Source organism: Roseateles saccharophilus, assembly GCF_004342485.1.
In the GTDB taxonomy this organism is placed as follows: Bacteria; Pseudomonadota; Gammaproteobacteria; order Burkholderiales; family Burkholderiaceae_C; genus Pelomonas; species Pelomonas saccharophila.
Genome location: NZ_SMBU01000021.1, coordinates 1 through 19681, shown reverse-complemented (window position 1 = coordinate 19681; position 19681 = coordinate 1). Strand labels below are relative to the sequence as shown.

General features: G+C 68.0%; 17 protein-coding genes. 6 read left to right on the top strand and 11 right to left on the bottom strand.

The window, feature by feature from the left end; translation table 11 throughout:
- Positions 1 to 38 precede the first annotated feature (38 nt).
- A complete protein-coding gene (locus EV671_RS16555; protein WP_132573722.1) occupies positions 39 to 1076 on the bottom strand; it encodes a CaiB/BaiF CoA transferase family protein in 1038 nt (345 codons plus the stop codon).
- Positions 1077 to 1153: 77 nt separating this feature from the next.
- Here EV671_RS16555 and greB point away from each other — a divergent pair, with 77 nt between their 5' ends.
- Positions 1154 to 1714 carry a transcription elongation factor GreB gene (gene greB, locus EV671_RS16550; RefSeq protein ID WP_132573720.1) on the top strand — a complete coding sequence of 187 codons (561 nt, stop codon included), beginning with the start codon at positions 1154 to 1156 and terminating at the stop codon, positions 1712 to 1714.
- Here greB and EV671_RS16545 read toward each other — a convergent pair.
- The 3 genes from EV671_RS16545 to gmk all read right to left on the bottom strand — a co-directional run bounded on the left by EV671_RS16545 (position 1692) and on the right by gmk (position 4886).
- Positions 1692 to 3962, bottom strand: a complete 2271-nt coding sequence (locus tag EV671_RS16545; RefSeq protein WP_132573718.1) for a RelA/SpoT family protein — start codon at positions 3960 to 3962, stop codon at positions 1692 to 1694. The genes greB and EV671_RS16545 overlap by 23 nt on opposite strands.
- Positions 3963 to 4036: 74 nt before the next feature.
- Positions 4037 to 4240: a DNA-directed RNA polymerase subunit omega gene (rpoZ, locus tag EV671_RS16540; RefSeq protein WP_056264690.1), complete on the bottom strand. Its 204-nt coding sequence runs from the start codon at positions 4238 to 4240 to the stop codon at positions 4037 to 4039.
- Positions 4241 to 4265: 25 nt separating this feature from the next.
- Positions 4266 to 4886, bottom strand: coding sequence for a guanylate kinase (gmk, locus tag EV671_RS16535; RefSeq protein WP_132573716.1), 621 nt, complete (start codon positions 4884 to 4886; stop codon positions 4266 to 4268).
- A gap of 104 nt (positions 4887 to 4990) precedes the next feature.
- Between gmk and EV671_RS16530 the strand changes: the two genes are divergently transcribed.
- On the top strand, positions 4991 to 8278 hold the full coding sequence (locus EV671_RS16530) for a DEAD/DEAH box helicase (RefSeq protein WP_132573714.1): 3288 nt from the start codon (positions 4991 to 4993) through the stop codon (positions 8276 to 8278).
- A 24-nt stretch (positions 8279 to 8302) separates the two neighbouring features.
- Here the strand turns inward: EV671_RS16530 and EV671_RS16525 are convergent, their stop codons facing one another.
- Positions 8303 to 9826, bottom strand: a complete 1524-nt coding sequence (locus EV671_RS16525; protein WP_165917608.1) for a glycosyl hydrolase family 18 protein — start codon at positions 9824 to 9826, stop codon at positions 8303 to 8305.
- Positions 9827 to 9842: 16 nt separating this feature from the next.
- On the opposite strand from EV671_RS16525, the gene EV671_RS26800 reads away from it, so the two are divergent.
- From EV671_RS26800 to EV671_RS16510, 4 genes are all read left to right on the top strand, one after another.
- Positions 9843 to 10058 carry a hypothetical protein gene (locus tag EV671_RS26800; protein ID WP_165917607.1) on the top strand — a complete coding sequence of 72 codons (216 nt, stop codon included), beginning with the start codon at positions 9843 to 9845 and terminating at the stop codon, positions 10056 to 10058.
- A complete protein-coding gene (locus tag EV671_RS16520; protein WP_132573710.1) occupies positions 9970 to 10833 on the top strand; it encodes a glycoside hydrolase family 47 protein in 864 nt (287 codons plus the stop codon). Before EV671_RS26800 ends, EV671_RS16520 begins: the two co-directional genes overlap by 89 nt.
- Positions 10834 to 10855: 22 nt before the next feature.
- Entirely contained in the window at positions 10856 to 13306 is a 2451-nt protein-coding gene (locus tag EV671_RS16515; RefSeq protein WP_132573708.1) for a GH92 family glycosyl hydrolase, read from the top strand.
- Between the two features lie 203 nt (positions 13307 to 13509).
- Complete coding sequence (locus EV671_RS16510) at positions 13510 to 14769, top strand: sugar MFS transporter (protein WP_415840515.1); 1260 nt, start codon at positions 13510 to 13512, stop codon at positions 14767 to 14769.
- A gap of 36 nt (positions 14770 to 14805) precedes the next feature.
- On the opposite strand, the gene EV671_RS16505 is transcribed toward EV671_RS16510, so the two are convergent.
- From EV671_RS16505 to EV671_RS16480, 6 genes are all read right to left on the bottom strand, one after another.
- Positions 14806 to 15171, bottom strand: coding sequence for a hypothetical protein (locus EV671_RS16505; RefSeq protein ID WP_243655771.1), 366 nt, complete (start codon positions 15169 to 15171; stop codon positions 14806 to 14808).
- Positions 15172 to 15176: 5 nt separating this feature from the next.
- The gene (locus EV671_RS16500) at positions 15177 to 16283 is read right to left on the bottom strand and encodes a Fic family protein (protein ID WP_243655770.1); all 1107 of its coding nucleotides are present in this window, start codon (positions 16281 to 16283) and stop codon (positions 15177 to 15179) included.
- Positions 16284 to 16446: 163 nt separating this feature from the next.
- Positions 16447 to 17040: a DUF6088 family protein gene (locus EV671_RS16495; protein WP_132573704.1), complete on the bottom strand. Its 594-nt coding sequence runs from the start codon at positions 17038 to 17040 to the stop codon at positions 16447 to 16449.
- 743 nt (positions 17041 to 17783) lie between these two features.
- Positions 17784 to 18395, bottom strand: a complete 612-nt coding sequence (locus tag EV671_RS16490; RefSeq protein ID WP_132573702.1) for a PIN domain-containing protein — start codon at positions 18393 to 18395, stop codon at positions 17784 to 17786.
- Between the two features lie 5 nt (positions 18396 to 18400).
- Complete coding sequence (locus tag EV671_RS16485) at positions 18401 to 18853, bottom strand: excisionase family DNA-binding protein (protein WP_132573700.1); 453 nt, start codon at positions 18851 to 18853, stop codon at positions 18401 to 18403.
- A 391-nt stretch (positions 18854 to 19244) separates the two neighbouring features.
- Positions 19245 to 19583, bottom strand: coding sequence for a phage integrase central domain-containing protein (locus EV671_RS16480; RefSeq protein WP_132573698.1), 339 nt, complete (start codon positions 19581 to 19583; stop codon positions 19245 to 19247).
- Positions 19584 to 19681 lie beyond the last annotated feature (98 nt).

The following is a 19681-nucleotide window of genomic DNA, read 5'->3' as shown; positions in this document are numbered from 1 at the left end:
CCGAGGCGCCTCGGGGCTTGCCCCGAGGCGTTTTCTTTTCAGCGGCCGCCGCGCGAGAAGCGGGGGGCCGCGGCAGGTTGCAGGTAGCCGTTCGCGTCGCTGAGAAAGCTCCCTCGCGCCTGGGCATGCGCATGCAGCGGCGCCTCGGCCAGCGTCAGCACCGGGGCGAAGCAGACGTTCGTGCCCTCCAGCAGCGCGGCCCATTCGTCGCGTGTCTTCTGGCGCAGCCGCGCGGCGACGCGTTCGCGCAGCGCGGGCCACTGGCGCTGGTCGTGCTGCGCGGTCGGGTCGACGTCGTCCAAGCCCAGGCGCTGCAGCAGTTCGGCGTAGAACTGCGGCTCCAGCGCGCCCAAGGACACGAAGCGGCCGTCGGCGCATTCGAAGCAGTCGTAGAAGGGCGAGCTGTGCAGGAAGAAGTTCTGCGCCGGCGCGTCGCTCCAGCGGCCGGCGGCGCGCATGGAGTGCAGCAGGCTGGACAGCAGGCCGACGCCGTCGACCATGGCCGCGTCAACGACCTGGCCGCGGCCGCTGCGCTGCGCCTCCCACAGCGCGGCCATCAGGCCGAAGGCGAGGAACATCGCGCCGCCGCCCATGTCGCCGATCAGCGTGGCCGGGATGCTGGGCGCGGTGCCGGCCCGCGTCGCGACCGACAGCACGCCGGTCAGCGCGACATAGTTGATGTCGTGGCCGGCCGCCTGGGCCAGCGGGCCGGTCTGACCCCAGCCGGTCACGCGGCCGTAGACGAGGCGCGGGTGGCTGGCCGCGAAGGCCTCGGGCCCGAGGCCGAGGCGCTCCATGACGCCGGGCCGGAAGCCCTCGATCAGCGCGTCCGCGCCCTCGATCAGCGCGCGCGCCTCGGCCAGGCCGACGGCCGTCTTCAGGTCCAGGCAGACGCGCCGCTTGCCGCGGTCCAGTGCGGTGCCGGTGTCCAGCACCTGGCCGCCGGGGCGGTCGATGACGAGAACGTCGGCGCCGTGGTCGGCCAGCAGCATGCCCGCGAGCGGGCAGGGGCCGATGCCGGCCATTTCGATGACCTTGAGGCCGCTGAGCGGGCCGGCGGAGGAGGGGGCTTGCATCGGACAATGCTCGCATGAGCGGCGCCCGGCCGCCCGAAGGCGCTCGCCTCGGAGTGCGAAGCACGGAGATATCTCAATTGAACAAGGCCTTCACCAAGGAATCCGACGCGGTCGACGACGATGACGACGGCCCCTCGCTGCCGGCCCTGCCTGCCGGCACTCGCAACTACATGACGCCGGCCGGCTATGCGCGGCTGCGGGCCGAGTTCATGCAGCTCATCGACGTGGAGCGGCCGAAGATGGTCGAGACCGTGTCCTGGGCCGCCAAGAACGGCGACCGCTCGGAGAATGGCGACTACCTCTACGGCAAGAAGCGCCTGCGCGAGATCGACCGCCGGCTGCGCTTCCTGACCAAACGCCTGGACATCGCCGAGGTTGTCGACCCGAGCGCTCATCACGGCAGCGATCAGGTCTTCTTCGGCGCGACGGTGACCTATGCCAACGCCAGGGGCGAGGAGCGCACCGTGACGATCAAGGGCATCGACGAGTCCGACAGCCTGGCCGGTGAGGTGAGCTGGATCTCGCCGGTGGCGCGCACGCTGCTGAAGGCGCGCGTCGGCGACGAGCTCAACCTGGTGACGCCGGTGGGCGTGGAGAAGATCGAGGTCGTCGAGGTCAGCTACCCACAGCCGGCTTGACGCGCCAGACGCGCTGCACCGGCGCCGTGCGGCGCAGCACGCGCAGCACGTCGGCCAGGTGCAGGCGGTCGCGCACGGCGATCAGCAGCGTCATCTCGGCGGTTTCGCGCAGCGGCGCGTCGTCGCTCATCGAGATATGGGTGATGTCGGCCTCGGCCTGGGCCACCGCCTGGGCCACCTGGGCCAGCACGCCCTTGCCGTTGTTCAGCAGCAGCGCGATGCCGGCCTCGAAGCTGCGCGTGAGCTCCTCGGCCCATTCGACCTGGATCCAGTGCTCGCTGTCGCGCTGGAACAGCCGCCGGCCCACGGCACATTCGCAGGTGTGCACGACCAGGCCCTCGCCGCGGCCCAGGTAGCCGCGCACCTCGTCGCCGGGGATGGGGCGGCAGCAACTGGCCAGTTGCACGGAGGCGCCCTCGCTGCCGTCCACCGTGATGCTGCCCTGCTCGGGCGAGGCCTCGGCGAAGCGGCCCAGCGTCAGGGCCAGCGCATCGGGGCGCTGGCCGTGCTCGGCCATCATGCGCGCGAGCTTCTTGGCGATGATGGCGGCGATCTTGCGGCCGGCGCCAATGTCGATCAGCAGCTGTTCGGTGCCCGAGCTGCCGGCCCAGGCGGCCAGGTCGCGCCAGATCGGCGCGGCCGGGTCGTCCAGCTCCAGGCTGGGCAGGGCCAGGCCCTCGCCGCGCATCGCCTGGGCCAGCATCTTCTCGCCCAGCTCGCGCGACTCCTCCTGCTCGAGGTCCTTCAGGTAGTGGCGGATCTTGGAGCGCGCGCGCCCGGTGCGCACGAAGCTCAGCCAGGCGGGGTTGGGACTGGCGCCCGGCGCCGTGATGATCTCGACGATGTCGCCGCTCTTCAGCTCGGCGCGCAGCGGCACGGGCTCGCCGTTGACCTGGGCCGCGACGCAGTGGTCGCCGACGTCGGAGTGGATGGCGTAGGCGAAGTCCACCGGCGTCGCGCCCTTGGGCAGGGCCATGATCTTGGACTTGGGCGTGAAGACGTAGATCGAATCGGGGAAGAGGTCGATCTTGACGTGCTCGAGGAACTCGTTGGCGTCGCGCGTCTCGTCCTGGATGTCGATCAGGCTCTGCAGCCAGCGCGCATTGGCCTGCTGGGCGATCAGGGCCGACGCCTGCTTGCTGCGGCTCTTGTAGATCCAGTGTGCGGCCACGCCCTGCTCGGCGATCTGGTGCATGCCCTCGGTGCGCAGCTGGAACTCCAGCGGCGTGCCCAGCGGCCCCATCAGCGTCGTGTGCAGGGACTGGTAGCCGTTGTCCTTGGGGTTGGCGATGTAGTCCTTGAAGCGCCCGGCCTGCGGCTTGTAGAGCTGGTGCAGCACGCCGAGGGCCGTGTAGCACTGCAGCGGCTCCTCGGTCAGGATGCGGAAGCCGAAGATGTCGCTGACCTGGGCGAAGCTCAGCAGGCCCTTCTCGCGCATCTTCTTGTAAATGGAGTAGACCGTCTTCTCACGCCCCTGCACGTCGACGCGCAGGCTGGCCTTGGCGAAGGCTGCGCGGATCTCGCCCTCGATGCGCGAGACCAGGTCGCGCCGGTTACCGCGCGCCTTGGCCACGGCCTTGGAGAGCGCCGCATAGCGCCAGGGGTGGAAGTACTGGAAGGACAGGTCCTGCAGCTCGCGGAAGGTCTGGTTCAGGCCCAGGCGATGCGCGATCGGGGCGTAAATGTCGAAGGTCTCGCGCGCGATGCGGCGGGCCTTGTGCGGCGCCATCGCGCCCATCGTGCGCATGTTGTGCAGGCGGTCGGCCAGCTTGACGAGGATGACGCGCAGGTCGCGCGCCATCGCCAGCAGCATCTTGCGGAAGGACTCGGCCTGCGACTCCTCCTTGGTGGAGAACTGCAGCTTGTCCAGCTTGGTCAGGCCGTCGACGAGGTCGGCGGTGGTCGCGTCGAACTTCTCGATCAGCTCGGTCTTGGAGACGCCGCAGTCCTCGACGACGTCGTGCATCAGCGCGGCCATCAGAGCCTGGGCGTCCAGCCGCCATTCGGCGCAAATGCCGGCGACGGCGATGGGGTGGGTGATATAGGGCTCGCCGGTGGCGCGCTTCTGGCCCAGGTGGGCCTCGTCGGCGAACTTGTAGGCCTCGCGCACGCGCTTGACCTCGGCCTTGCTGAGGTAGCCGAGCTTGGGGGCGAGCGCGTCGAAGGACGCCGCCTCCGCGGGCGTTGGCGGAGCCGGCTGGCGCAGACCGGGCAGCGTGAACCAGGCGGTGAGGGAGCGTTGGGCCATGCGCCCGAATTTATCCGATGCTGGAAACACGACGGGCGCCCGAGGGCGCCCGTTTGCAAGCAGTGCGGGAGGTCTTAGACCGGCACCTTGCGCAGCATCTCGATGCCGACTTCGCCGGCGGCGATCTCGCGCAGCGCGGTCACGCCGGGCTTGTTCTTGCTTTCGATACGGGCGCTGTGGCCCTGGCTCAGCATGCGGGCACGGTAGGTGGCGGCCAGCACGAGCTGGAAGCGGTTGGGGATCTTGGTCAGGCAGTCTTCGACGGTGATGCGGGCCATGGTATTCCTAGAAGTTTGAGCGCGATCAGGGCAGATCGAGCGCCTGAAAGACGGCCGAGCGGTTTCGGCGCTGAGCCGCGTATTTTAGCCGCTGCGCGTGGACGATGGTTTTCAGGTCGAAGACGGCCGTGTCGAACACCGCGTTCACGACGACGAAATCGAAGTGCTGGGCCTGGGCCACCTCGATGCGGGCCGCGACCATGCGCCTGGCGATGACCTCGGGTTCGGTGTCGCCACGGCGGTTCAGGCGCAGGCGCAACTCATCCCAGCTCGGCGGCAGGATGAAGATCAGCACGGCATAGGGGAAGAGCTGCTTGATCTGCAGCGCGCCCTGGTAGTCGATCTCCAGCACCACGTCCTCGCCGTGCTGCAGCCTGTCCTCGATGCCGCTGCGCGAGGTGCCGTAGAGGTTGCCGTGTACCTCGGCCCATTCGAAGAATTCGCCGCGTGCGGCCATCGCGCGGAATTCGTCCGGCGAGATGAACCAGTATTCGCGGCCATGCTGCTCCTGGCCGCGCGGTGCGCGCGAGGTGTGGGAGATGGACACGGCGAGCCTGGAGTCCAGCTCTAGCAAGGCCTTGACGAGGCTGGACTTGCCGGCGCCACTGGGCGCCGCGACGACGAAGAGATTGCCGGGGTATTCCATGTCGGTTCTGGGGTTGCCCCACGACGCCGGCGCGGGGGCCTAATTCTAGCAGCGGGCCCCGGTCGACAATGCCGCCCCGATTCATGCCCTGACGCCCGCTGCCGATGCCGCCCTCGATCAACGCCGACACGCTGCGCCGCCATGTCCCGGCGATCACCTTCCAGCGCGGCCAGGCGCTGTGGCGCACCGGCTGCGTGTCCGGCCCCGGCATCGAGCCGCTGGGCGAGCGGCGCTGGCATCTGTTCGGCGAAGTGCAGGGCAGCATGTCGCAGCCTTATGAGACCGGCGCCCTGGTCGAGACAGCGGCCGACGGCGCCATCCTGCGCTTCGAGGGCGACTGCAGCTGCCCGGTAGGGCTGGACTGCAAGCATGCCGTCGCGCTGACGCTGCAGCTGGCTCAGCAGCATCTGGGCGAACGCACGGCGCCCCAGTCCGTCGCGGCGGCCCGGCTGGCGCGCTGGCTGGATCGCTGCGACGCCGGGGCCGGCGTGGCGCTGGCCTCGAGCGATCTGCCGGTCTATCTGCTGAGCGAGGCGCCGCGCCAGGCCGATGCGGCCGCTTGGCTGCAGTTGAGCTGGGCGGTGTCGCGGCCGCTGAAGCTGGGCGGCTGGGCGAAGCCCAGGGTGCCCGGCTATGGCGCGGAATACCGTCTGGCCTCGCTGCAGGCCGGCGCGGCGGGCGATGACCTGGAGTGCGTGCAACTGATCCGGGCGCTTGGCCGGGCGCCCTATGGCTATGCGTCGGCGGCAGGCGGTGCGCTGTCGGGCCGGGCGGGCCCGCTCGCCCTGCAGCTGTGCGCCGGTACCGGCCGGCTCTTCATGGCCGACGGCCGTGGCGCGATCACCGGCGACGCGCTGCGCTGGGGCGCTGCCCGCACGCTGGGTTGGCAGTGGCAGCCGGCGGGCGCGGGGCTCTGGGCCTTGCAGCCGAGGCTGCCGGAGTCCGCCGCGCAGGCCTATGCCGGGCCGCCGGCCCTCTACGTCGACCCGCAGGCCGGCGAGTGCGGCCCGTTGCTGGCGCCGGGCATCGAGCCGCAGCGCCTCGCGGCACTGTTCGAGATGCCGCCGGTGCCGGCCGCGGCCTTCGTGGATGCCGGGCCGCGCTTGCTGACGCGCCTGGCGGGCCTGCCGCTGCCGCCGTCCATCGAGGCGCCGTCGAACTGGCCGGCAACCCGGCCTGCGCCCCGGCTGGCGCTGTCGTTGCGGCCCCGCCCAGAGCGCGAGTCGCGCGGCCTGCTGGTGGCGCGGCTGTCCTTCGACTACGGCGGCCCGTGCGGCCACTGGCCGGATGCGGAGGTCGTCAAGCTGGTCGCCCACGAGGGCCGGCGCGTGCTGCTGAGCCGCGACCTGGCCGCCGAAGCCGCCGCCCATGCGGCGCTGGCCGGGCTGGGGCTGAGCCCGGAGCCGGCGCCCGCCTATCGGGCCGGCACGCGGCAATGGCTGGACTGGGCCGAACAGGACTGGCGTCCGCTGCGCGAGGCCGGCTTCGAGATCGAGGCCGCGCCCGCGCCGGACGAGCTGATGCACACGGCCGGGCAGGTCGTCATCCGCCTCGATGAGCAGGGCGTCGACGATGACGGCGCGGCGCCGTCGTGGTTCGATCTGTCGCTGGGCCTGGAGATCGACGGTGTGCGCCACAACGTGCTGCCCTGGCTGCCGGGCCTGCTCGCGCAGTTGCAGCCCGGCGCCGACGGCCCGACGCTGCCCGAATGGCTGTGGACAGAGCTGCCCGACGGCCGCTGGCTGCGCCTGCCGTCGGCGCCGCTGCGGCCCTGGCTGGCGGCGCTGCTGGAACTGGTCGGCGAGCACAAGCTGGACGCAGACTCACTGCGCCTGTCCCACATCGAGGCGCTGCGCCTGGGCGCGTCGCTGGGGGAGGGCGCCCGCTGGGACGGGGCCGAGCGTCTGCGGTCGCTGCTGGGCGAGCTGGCCGGTGGCGAGTTGCCGCAGATCGCGCCGCCCGCAGGACTGGCGGCCGAACTGCGTCCCTACCAGCGCCGCGGCCTGGACTGGCTGCAGTTCCTGCGCGCTCAGGGCCTGGGCGGCGTGCTGGCCGACGACATGGGCCTGGGCAAGACGCTGCAGACCCTGGCCCATCTGCTGTGCGAGCAGCAGGCCGGGCGGTTGGATGCCCCCTGCCTCGTCGTCGCGCCGGTCAGCCTGCTGGGCAACTGGCGGCGCGAGGCCGCGCGCTTCGCGCCGGCGCTGCGCACCCGCGTCTGGCATGGCGGCGGCCGCCACGACGGCGGCTTCGCCGAGGATTGCGACTTGCTCATCGCGCCCTATTCGTTGCTGCAGCGCGACCGCGAGCGCTGGCTGGCGCAGCGTTGGCATGTGGTGGTGCTGGACGAGGCCCAGCACGTCAAAAACGCCAGCACGCAGGCGGCCCAGGTCGCGTCGGCGCTGCAGGCTCGCCAGCGCATCGCGCTGTCCGGCACGCCGCTGGAGAACCACCTGGGCGAGCTGTGGAGCCTGTTTCACTTCCTGATGCCGGGCTTCCTGGGCAGCCAGGCGCGCTTCAAGACGCTGTTCCGCACGCCCATCGAGAAGCAGGGCCAGGCCGAGCCGCTGCAGCGGCTCGGCCGGCGTGTCACGCCCTTCATGCTGCGCCGCACCCGCGAGGCCGTCGCTGCCGAGCTGCCGCCGCGCATCGAAAGCACGCTGCCCGTCACGCTGGAGGGCGCTCAGGCCGACCTCTACGAGACCATCCGCCTGGCCACCGAGAAGACGGTGCGCGAGGCGCTCGCCGCGCGGGGCCTTGCGCGCTCGCAGATCCAGGTGCTGGACGCGCTGCTGAAGCTGCGCCAGGCCTGCTGCGACCCGCGGCTCGTGAAGGGCGTGCCGGCCGCCGCCAAGGCCCGGGCCTCGGCCAAGCTGGTGCTGCTGATGGAGCTGCTGGCCGAGTTGCTCGCCGAGGGGCGGCGCGTGCTGGTGTTCTCGCAGTTCACCAGCATGCTGACGCTGATCGAGGCGGAACTGGCTGCGGCCGGCCTGAGCTGGACCAAGCTCACCGGCCAGACGCAAAAGCGCGACACTGTCATCGAACGCTTCACCAGCGGTGCCGTGCCGCTGTTCCTGATCAGCCTGAAGGCCGGCGGCACCGGGCTGAACCTGCCGCAGGCCGACGTCGTCATCCACTACGACCCCTGGTGGAACCCGGCCGTGGAGGCACAGGCCACGGGGCGCGCCCACCGCATCGGCCAGACGCGGCAGGTGCTGGTCTACCGGTTGGTGGCCGAAGGCACCATCGAAGAGCGCATGCTGGCCCTGCAAGCCCGCAAGGCCGCGCTCGCCCAGGGCCTGCTGGAAGGCGCCGTCGCGCGCGAGCAGCCGCTGTTCACCGAGGACGATCTGGCCGAGTTGCTGCGGCCGTTGGGTGATCGAGGCGGCTGAGGTGGCTGAGGCCGCTTTGGCACTTCAGTGCAGGCAGTTCGGCGCCACCGTTATGCCGGGCCAGACCGCTTGCACAAAGTCTTGCGACTTGTTCTGCACGTTGAAGACCATCATGCCGCCGCCCAACTTGTTGTCGGCGATACAGCTGTTCAACGTGGCAGCGTTGCTGGCCGAGGTGTAGACGGTGGAGGCACCGACCCCCAGCTTGCCCCGTTCGATGCCCTGGGCCAGATAGGCCTGGACCCGATCCATGCAGCTGCCAGGGGCGTCATAGGTCATTTCGAGTCCGTAGCTGAGCTGGTCGCCCAGCTTCTGGCCGAGGTGGACCGGCGCGAAGTGCGCGGCGTCGTTCCATAGCGCCTTGGAGATGATCTTGCTGCCGAGCGCGCTGCGCAGGGCGGTGCCGACCCTGACCAGCGAGTCGGGGTAGTGGTGGACGCAGGCGTCGTATTCGTCGTCGATGTCCACGCCATCCAGTCCGTAGTGGTCCAGAAAGCGCTTGACGGTGTCGGCGAATGCGTCGGCGGAGGCGTCGTCGGCAAAACAGGACCAACCGGCGTCCTGATGGTTGTTGAGCAGCGTGATCACCACCTTGACGCCCTGGGCCTGCAGGGCGCGGACCTTCTGGATGTCGTCGTTCAGCAGATGGCCGACCTGTTCGTTCAGATGCACCACGGCGTTCCCGGCGGCATCGGCATCGATGTTGGCCGCGAAGATCATCGCGACCTGGAAAACCGGGTCGCCATTGCCCTTCCTGAAGCAGCCGACGTTGGCCAGGTCGGAGTCGTTGATCTCCACATAGGCCGTGTTCTGCACCGGCTTGCAGACGCTGCTTGCGAGGCTGCGCGTATCGCTGGCAGCGACCTTGCAGCCATAGCCCGACCCGCTGATGGAGGCCTGCTGCCCTTGATTCACCAGGCGCGCAATGTCCCAGCGGCCCATTGCGGCACAGACGGCGGCGGGGTCCGCCGCGGCATCGCTGTAGGTGGCCGCCACCGAATTGCCCGGGCAGGTCGAGCCGAGGACGACATCGAGGCCGTTGCCTGTCGGCGAAGACGCGGCCTTGCACATGACGGTGCCCGTGCTGCGGCGGTCGTTCCGTCTCACCGTGCATCTGCCGGCCGAACCGGACATTGAGGCGTTGCCGGCCAGTCGAGCCAAGGCCTTGGGAGGCAGATAGCTGCAGTACCCCAGCCTGTTGTGCGTCGCCTCCACGGGCGTGACGGCCGCGTAGCCCGCGGGGCATGCATTTCCGTCGAAGTTCTTCACATCGGCCAGCGCGAGGTTACCCAGCACGGCCATCGACAACGCGGACCATGCCGCCAGCTTCTTCAAGCGCCAATTCATAGCCGCGAGGATTTGAGCAGCGTGCCATTGGCGGTTCAACAAACTCTCGGGTTTAGGGCGTGGTTTAGCGGGATTTAGTAAATGCGCTTGGCGCCTGAAAGCGACATTCGATTCTTTCGGGTTAGCCACCGCTGCGCCAGGCACCACGCGCCCTAGACTTCGCGCCCCCTGACCCGCGAACACGAGGAACTTGAGCAGCATGAATCGGCGAGGCATCTTGTTGCGCCTGCTGGCCGTAGCGGCCATCCAGCTCATGGGCGTGGCCGGCGCCGCCGGGGCGCCGGCGATCGAGGGCGTTCCCGCGACCGTGCCGCCGGCCGCGCCCGGCCAGAAGGTGCTGCGCTATGCATTCCCGGTCGCGGAGACGGGCTTCGACCCGGCGCAGATCAGCGGCTACTCGAACGTTCGGCCTGCTGAGCAAGCTCACCGGTAACCCGGTCTACTTCGAAAAGGCCAAGCGCGCGCTGGTCGAAACCTACCGCCGCGCGTCGCCGCAGGGCCTGGTGGGCTCGGCCATCAACGTCGAGACCGGCAAGTGGGAGAACACCGAGGCCCACATCGGCGGCGGCATCGACTCCTACTACGAGTACCTCTACAAGTGCTGGCGCCTGTTCGGCGACGCCGAGTGCAAGGCCATGTGGGACCACAGCATCGCCGGTGTGAACCAGGTGCTGGGCGAAGAGGTGAAGGGCGGCTTCTGGTACGGCCATGCCGACATGAATACCGGCAAGCGCATCAAGCCACAGTACGGCGCGCTGGACGCCTTCATGCCGGCGCTGCTGGCCGTCGGCGGGGACGTGCCGCGCGCGCGCCGGCTGCAGGAGTCGGGGCTGCGCATGTGGCGGCTGCACGGCATCGAGCCCGAGGCGCTGGACTACCGGCGCATGAAGGTGCTGTCGCCCGCATACGCGCTGCGGCCCGAGATCATCGAGTCCGCCTACTACCTGAACCACTACACGGGCGACCCGCGCTACCGTGCGATGGGCCGGGAGTTCTTCGAGGCCTTCGTGCGCTGGTGCCGCACCGAGGCCGGCTATGCCGCGCTGAAGGATGTGCGCAGCAAGACCCAGGAAGACTCCATGGAGAGCTTCGTCTTCGCCGAGACCTTCAAGTACTTCTACCTGCTGTTCGCGCCCAAGGAGGCGCTGGACTTCGACGCGGTGACCTTCAATACCGAAGCCCATCCGCTGCGCCTGCCGGCGCGTTGAGCCGAACAGACGGAGACACCCCATGCCCGCTCTCACCATTCGCTCCCGCTGGGTCGGCCTGCTGGCGTTGCTCGCGACCGTCGCCCATGCGGCCGGCGCGCCTGACCCGATGCCGGTCAACACCTTCATCGGCACGCAGGACGAAGGCAACACCTTCCCCGGCGCGTCGGCCCCGTTCGGCATGATCCAGGTCAGCCCGACGACCGACCACTACGCCGGCTACCGCTACAGCGACAAGCGCATCCGCGGCTTCGGCCACTTCTACCTGTCGGGGGCGGGCTGCTGGGAGCAGGGCGGGCAGTTGCCCGTGCTGCCGGTCACGGGCCGCATCGGCCCGGGCGGCGACTTCGACACCGCCAAGCCCCAGACCATCGACCCCAAGAGCGAAGACGACAGGAGCTTCGACGCCAAGAGCTATGCCGCCGAGTACAGGCACGAGGGCGAGGTCGGCCAGGCGGGCTACTACAAGGTTCAGCTCACGAGCTATGGCGGCATCACGGCCGAGACGACCGCACTGACCCGCGCCGCGGCCGAGCGCTACACGTTTGCGACCGGCACGCCCACGGGCCATCTGCTGCTCAACCTCGGCCAGGCCAACGAGCGCCACAACGTCGTCGGCAGCGAGGTGCGCGTGCTCGACGACCGCAGCGTCGAGGGCAAGATCGTCACCAAGAGCTTCTGCGGCGGCGCGCAGTACACGACCTGGTTCCGCATGGTCTTCGACCAGCCCTTCGTCGCCCACGGCATCTGGGACGATCAGGGTGGCCACGCCGGCGCGAACGGCCCCAGCCAGGCGGGCGACCAGCGGCCTCACGGAGTCTGGTTGAGCTTCGACCTGAAGAACAACCTGGCTGTCACCGCCATCAGCGCCATCTCGCATGTCGACGCCGAGGGCGCCCGCGTCAACCTGCGCGCCGAGGGCATGACCGGCAACAAGCCGGTCAGCTTCGACGCGATGCGCGAGCAGGCGCAGACGGCCTGGCAACGCGAGCTCTCCAGCGTGCGCATCGAAGGCGGCAGCCAAGACGACCGCACGGTCTTCTACACGGCGCTCTACCACGTGCTGCTGCAGCCCCTGACCGGCAGCGACGCCGACGGCCGCTACCGCGGCTACGACGACGCCATCCACACCGCCAAGGGCTGGACCTACTACGAGTTCTTCTCGCTGTGGGACACCTACCGCGCGCAGAACCAGATGCTGGCCCTGCTGCGCCCGCAGCGCGCGCGCGACATCGCGAACTCGGTGCTCAAGACCCGCGAGGAGGGCGGCTGGCTGGTGAAGTGGGGTTACGCCAACTTCGACAGCAATGTGATGACGGGCGACCCGGTCACGCCCTTCCTCGTCGACCTGTGGCGCTTTGGCGCGCTCAAGGGCCGCGAGAAGGAGGCCTACGCCGCGCTGCGCGAGAACGCCTTCGGCGTGCCGCCCCAGCGCATCCGCGCCGAGGGCCGCGCCGGCAACCCCAGCTACCTGAGCCAGGGCTTCGTGCAGTACGACCGCGGCTTCGTCGCCAAAGGCATGGACATCGACCCGCACCACGGCGCGTCGGCCACGCTGGAGTATTCGCTGGCCGACGGCGCGTTGTCGGTGATGGCCAGGTCGTTGGGCCAGAAGAAGGACGCCGAACTGCTCGACCAGCGCGCGCTCAACTGGCGCAAGCTTTGGGACGCGAGCGCGATGGACGCTCCCACCGGCCTGAAGGGCTTCCCGCGCGCGCGGCTGCTCGACGGCAGCTGGTTCACCGATCTGGAAGGCAAGTACGACCCGCGCGGCGAGCGTGGCTTCCACGAAGGCACGGCCTGGCAGTACCAGTGGCTGGTGCGCCAGGACATCCCCGGCCTCGTCGCCGCGATGGGTGGCCAGGAGAAGGCTGCACAACGCCTGGACCTGTTCTTCGACCATGACGCGCTGCTGGCCGACCCGGCCGCGGCGGTGCGCAAGTCCTGGGTCGTCGGGCCCTACAGCTACTACAGCCAGTTCCGCTACAACCCGAACAACGAGCCCGACCTGCACGCCCCCTGGGTGTACACGCTGATCGGCCAGCCCTGGAAGACGACGACCGTGCTGCGCGCGGCGGAGACGCTGTTCGGCAACGGCCCCAACGGCGTCACCGGCAACGACGACCTCGGCACGATGTCGGCCTGGTACCTCTTCAGCGCGCTGGGCCTTTACCCGGACATGCCGGGCAGCGGCCGCTTCCTGCTGCATGCGCCGCGCTTTGCGCGCGCCGAGATCGACCTGGCCTCGGGCCGCACGCTGCGCATCGAGGCGCCCGAGGCCAGGCCCGGCGAGCGACGCTTCGTGCAGTCGGTCAATTGGGGCGGCCGGCCGCTGGAGCGCGTGTGGCTGGACTGGGAGCAACTGCAGGCCGCCGGCACCCTCGCTTTCAAGCTCACGGCGCAGCCGGACGCCAAGGGTTGGGGCACGCATGGCCGTGATCTGCCCCAAGCGCCGGCCGGGATCGCCCCATAGCGGGCGCCCGGCAAGCCCAGCGAACATAGACACAAGGAGACAAGATGGCAAACATGGCACACAATCAAGCTCACGGCGCAGCCGGACGCCAAGGGTTGGGGCACGCATGGCCGTGATCTGCCCCAAGCGCCGGCCGGGATCGCCCCATAGCGGGCGCCCGGCAAGCCCAGCGAACATAGACACAAGGAGACAAGATGGCAAACATGGCACACAACACGGCGCTCCCCGCGCAGCAGGCGGCGGCGGGCGGCACGCGCAACGGCAGCAACACCGGTGCGCTCGTCATCGTCACCCTGCTGTTCTTCATGTGGGGCCTGATCACCTCGCTGAACGACGTCCTGATCCCCCACCTGAAGTCCATCTACACGCTGACCTATGTGCAGGCGATGCTGGTGCCGTTCTGCTTCTTCGGGGCCTACTTCATCGTGTCGCTGCCGGCGGGTGCATTGATCCGCCGCATCGGCTTCCAGAAGGGGGCCGTGGCCGGCCTCTTGATCGCGGGCGGTGGATGCGCGCTGTTCTACCCCGCTTCGTTCAGCGGCTACGGCCTGTTCCTGTTCGCGTTCTTCGTGCTGGCCTCGGGCATCACCATCCTGCAGGTGGCGGCCAACCCCTATGTGACGGTGCTCGGCCTGCCGCGCACGGCTTCCAGCCGCCTGACGCTGACCCAGGCCTTCAACTCCCTGGGCACCGTGATCGGCCCGGCCATTGGCGGCCTGCTGATTTTGTCCAGCGTGGGTGCGGCGGCCGGCGCCGTGGCTGATGCTGCGACCGTGCGTGGCCCCTACCTGGCGCTGGCCGGCGCGCTGGCGCTGCTGGCCGTGCTGTTCTTCGCCGCCAGACTCCCGCAGATCGCCGAAAGCGAGGATGTGTCGCTGGCAGGGGAGGGCCATGGCTCGGCCTGGGCGCACCGCCATCTGGTGCTGGGTGCCATCGGCATCTTCCTGTACGTGGGTGCGGAAGTCAGCATCGGCAGCTTCCTGATCAACTTCCTCGGCGAGTCGCACATTGCCGGTCTGTCGCATGCCGACGCGGCCCGGTACGTCAGCATCTACTGGGGCGGCGCCATGGTCGGCCGCTTCGTCGGCTTCGTCGTGATGCGCGTCGTCAGCCCGGGCAAGACACTGGCCTTCAACTCGCTGGTGGCCATTGCGCTGGTGCTGGCGGCGGTGTTCGGCCAGGGCCATGTCGCGATGTGGGCCATCCTGGCGGTGGGCCTGTGCAACTCGATCATGTTCCCGACCATTTTCAGCATGGCGCTGCACGGCCTGGGCCGGTACACCGGGCAGGGCTCGGGCATCCTGTGCATGGCCATCGTCGGCGGGGCGTTGGTGCCTTTCGCGCAAGGCGCGCTGGCGGATTCGATGGGCGTTCAGGCGTCCTTCCTGCTGCCCGCGGCCTGCTACGCCTTCATCCTGTACTTCGGTGCCAAGTACTCGTCCATGTACGCGGCGCAGCCCTGAAACCCTACTCGCTCATGGCGGCCGGATCAGCGAGGTTCAGTCTGGCCTGCGCTGGCGCGTCGGCTTGCGCGCGGCAGTTGCCGGCCTGACGGCACAGAATGCGGAATCGTCGCCGAGGTGAATGTAGAGATGACTCTGCAGTTCATCGCCCACGATCTCCGCGTGCCCCCGACCGGTCATTTCGTCGCCTTCGTCGAAGCCGTGCCAGGTGAACTGGATGCGCTTGCTCTGCTGAGCGTCGAGCTTGCAGTCCGTCTGTGCCTGCACCAGTCCGAACTGAAAGCTGCCGGAGCTGCCTGCGCCGAAGGTGATGTGGCCGGGCACGTCCATGTCCACGTAGTCTTGATCCCAGCCGGACATCCAGACGATGCGCCAGCGGCCGGCGAACGGGTTCTGTGCCACGACGGCTATGCCTTTTCGGTACCTGGAGGCAAGGCGAGTTCATACCAAACGCCCCGGCCGGCGCCATGCTGGCCCAGATGACCACGCTCGACCAGCGCCCGGAAATGCTGCTTGAGCGTGTTGCGGTTGCCGCCGGTCAGCCGGATCGCATCGCCCATCGTGATGCGCCCGTGCTCGCGCGCGAACTCGACGATGTGCAGCGACAGCTCGGGCAGGGCTGCCAGCACCAGCTTCTCGCGCTCGACCTTGCGGTTGAGACGGCGCACCTGTTCAGCCAGCGCGCGCAGGAAGAAGAGCAACCAGGGCTGCCAATTCGGCGTTTCGGTGCGGATCGTTCCCTGCGTTTGCCGCAACGCGAAGTAGTAGGCCTCCTTGCTGTGCTCGACCACGCTTTCGAGCGAGCTGTACGGCACATAGGCATAGCCGGCCTGCAGCAGCAACAAGGTGGTCAGCACGCGGCTCAGTCTGCCGTTGCCGTCCTGGAAGGGGTGAATCTCCAGGAAGACTACGATCCAAATGCCGATCAGCAACAGCGGATGAAGTTGTGCCCCTGCGCCCCGAGCCGCCTGCTCCTCGTTGAACCAAGTCACGAGTTCGGTCATCAGGCGCGGCGTGTCGAAGGGCGTCGCGGTTTCGAACACCACGCCGAGTTGTTTGCCGTCCTCGTCGAAGGCGACCACGCTGTTCGTGGAGGTCTTGTAGTTGCCGCGGTGCCACGTGTCCTTCTCGCTGTAGGTCAGTAGGTCGCGGTGCAGCTGCTTGATGTGGTTCTCGGTCAGGACGATGTCCTGCCACGACGAAGACACGAGTTCCATGACCTCGGCATAGCCTGCGACCTCTTGCTCGTCACGCGTCGTGAACGACTTGATCTGCAGGTTGGACAGCAAGCGCTCGACTTCGCGGTCCGACAGCTTGCTGCCTTCGATCCGAGTGGACGAGCCGATGCTCTCGATGGTGGCGACTCGACGCAGTGCGGACAGGCGATCCGGCGCCAGCGTGCCGAGCGCGCGCCAGGCCCCCTTGAACTCATCGATGCCCGCGATGAGGCTCAGGATCTCCGGGGTGATCTGGACGGCTTGGGATCGGATCATTGGCGCCAATAATACGCCCATTAACACCCAATAATTTGTCGCCCTGAGCTGAGGCTTGGCGCATTATTTGACCCGTTTACACCCATTTCTTTTCTGGTGTACCCAGGCCTCCTTCTCCACAGGGATGCCGCCCGGCGCGCTCGCGGGCAAGTCCGAGACTGTCGTCGGTGCTCAGCGCGAAGGTTCAGTCGCGAACTGCTACTTCGCCGATGGCCTTGGCCATCCACGAGGGGAGGGCCGCTCGATTGGCGGTCAGTTTCCGCCACTCTGCCTCCGGAAGGGTCCGGCGCAGCGTCGCCAGCGACTCGCGGACGTGGCGCTCTCCCATCCAAGCCAGGGCCCGGACTGCAGCCCCTGCGGGACCTGTCCCCAGGGCAAGCATCCAGCGTGGCGCGTGCTTGATCGTCACTTCCAACCGGCCGAGCTTCAGCCGTCGAGTCCGTCCCGACGTCACATAGGCCTCCCGGATCGGGACCTGTTGAGTCAGTCCCAGCGCGTTGGCCGCTGCGGCACCATGGGGGACCACGGTTTCTCCGCTTCGGGCCACCAGCGATTCGATCACCTTTGCAGGTGCTGGCGCCCGCGTGCCGAAGCGGCTCGACACTGGCGTCGCGTAGCTCCCGCGCGCGATGCGCAGCAGCATCCCTTCCTTGGTCAGGCGGGAGAAAGCCTGGTCCACGGCCGCCCGACTCCCGAGGTGCAGGAACTCCTTCGGCGAGAGCACGCCACCCTCGGGCAGGGACTTGGCATGGAGGACGATCGATTCGGGCAGCCTCATGGGAACCCCGGTGAGAAACGTCGCACAGTTTCTGACATTCTGCGCCTCCAGCGGTTCCTGCAGGGTTGAGCTCAGTCAGAGCTGCCAGCCAAGCACTGCTTCAGCCGGCCATCGGCGGGCGTGGTGCCGCAGCGGCGGGCGTACGAGATCGACTAAACCGTTCCAACGCGTCATAAGAACGGCTTCAGAAGTCCTTCAGGATGTTCCGTTATTTCGTCATATACGAATATTTGACGAACGTACGTAGCACACGGCTCGGTGCGCAGGCCCACGTCAATAGGCTCTTGGGCGCGGAAGCCCGACGGGCTTGCAAGATTTGCTGTGCAGCAAATCTTGCAGTTCTCCCAATCAAAGCCGCCGACCAGCCCAGCGTAACGCGATCAGCGGAACCAGAGCACCGCCACTAGGCATGGTTGTCGAGAGCCGCGTGAGGGGCCTTGCGCCTGGGCATGCTACCGGCAGTTCATCCCACAGAACGCGTGCGCTTCATTGAGACGACCTGGGACGCCGTGATATTGACTGCCGTTGCAGGTTTGTGCCAAACATCGAACTACGGGACGGCGTGAGACGCCGTGGGACGTTCATTCAATGTTTTGCACCTGAACGTCGATGTCGATGCTAAGTGACTGTCGTGAAAGAAGTTCTTTCTCGTTCGGTACCGGAAGCCCCACAGCGAACCCCACAAGTAATTCATGCTGCGATCCGGCGGCATGACGGTTGAGGGTGCATGCTGCGACTCTAGCTCATAGGCTCGCTGCGCCTTGTTGCCAGGCGTCGAGCATGGCGGCCGCCGTCAGGGCCTGGCCGTCGGCTGCCAGGCGTTCCAGCAACCGCTCCGGTGCGGGTCCCGAGCGCAGCGTGGACCGCAAGGCGGCGAATGCCGAAGCGACGGCTTCGGGATCTTGCTGGAATCGATCCAGCAAGAAGGCATCGGGACGCAGCACTTCGATGCCCAGGGCCGCGAGTTTGCGGACGCCAAAGTCGCGGATGTTCTTTGTGACGAGACTAACAACTTGGGTGTTGGGATAGTAGTCACACGCCAAGATGGCCCGAGCGCAGGCGGCGACGTGGGTGTCCTTGGTGGACCGCATCGCCGGCGCAACGCTGGCGAACTGTGCTTGAACCTGTTGCGTCGGGATCTCCGCCTGTGGCAATGCCGCCCGCATGAGTTGTTCGTGGCGGCGCGCCGATTCGGCATCCGGCTTGCGGCCAGTGTCGACGAGCGCACGGCTCAGCTCGTCGAGGATCAGCGGGCTCCAGTGCAGGCGGATGAGTCCCAGGTAGTCGAGATGGATCAACAGGCCGCGGGTGGTCGCGCCAAACAGGGTATCGGCGTCGGTGACGACAGGGATCACGGATATCAGTCCGCGAAGATCTCGCTGTCGAGGTCGGCGCCCAACTGGCCCAAGGCCTTGCGGCGCCGGGTCTGCTCTTGGCGGCGCCAGGCCAGGACAGCGGACTTGAGGACACGTCGCTGGTTGCCCACCTTCTGGTGCAGAGGGATATCGCCGGCTTCGATGCGGGCCACGATGTACGGGCGGGAGACTCCGACCAGGTCAGCCGCTTCCTGGGTGCTCAGCACCGGGCCCGTTGCTGATTCGGGCTTGGCGGTCGTGGCCATTCGGGTGCTGCCGCTGATCGCCGGGTGCTGAAAGAGCCGCGCGAAATCGCCCTTGATCAACCGAGTTGCTTGAGGCGTCAGCTTGACATGGCGTCGCACGACCTCGACCAAGGGATCGATATCGATGTTCACCGACAGCGCCACGGCAGCCTGGCGCGGCGCAACATCGACGGACTTGCGGGTGGTCTTCATAGCCCCAAGTTTAACAACTTCACTCGAAATACTCGAATCTTGCGAAACGATGAGCAAGCTACGAAATGTACTCTGAAGTCATCTTGCCGCCGGCACTTCAGAGTATCTTCAACGCAGCGCTGCACCTTGCGCAGGCCCGGGTGCGCGGGCCTTCTTCTCCGCAAGGCAGACCGCTCCGCGCGTTCGCGCGGCAAGTTCCAAGACTGTTGTCGGCGTTCAGGGCGAAAGGTGTCAGCGATCGGCATAAACCGGCCACCCGAGGATCGGCATATACCGGCCAGCTGAGCCGGTAGACAACGGCGACCAGGATCGGCATCTGCCGGCCAGCACGTGATCGGCATTTACCGGCCAGTGCAGGATCGGCATATACCGGCCACTGCGTGATCGGCGTTTACCGGCCAGCCACGTCGAAGCCGTACGCTGGATTGGCGTCGATCCACTTGCGCTTGACCGCGAAGTGGAACATCCGCAGCAGGTATCGGCGTACGTCGTTGGCCACGGTGGGCGCGCCGGCCGCGACGATCCGGGTCAGCACCTCGTCGATGTGCACCGGTCGGACGACCTCGATCGGCAACTTGCCGATCACCGGCTTGATGTGGCGTCGAATCGCCCGCTCGACCGCCTCGGGGCGCTTGTACTTCGGTGCGATGTCCCGCTCGTACCAGACGTGGGCGAGGCCCTCGACGTTATGGGCGTCGCTGATGCGGAGCTTCTCCAGGCGTTTCTGCACCGCTGTGAACGGCGGTCAGGAAACGCGCTTATTCGGCGGTGAGGACGCGGTTTTGCTCGAAGTGCCCGCTCAGGCCGGGTGTGATCGAGGGCAGTGAG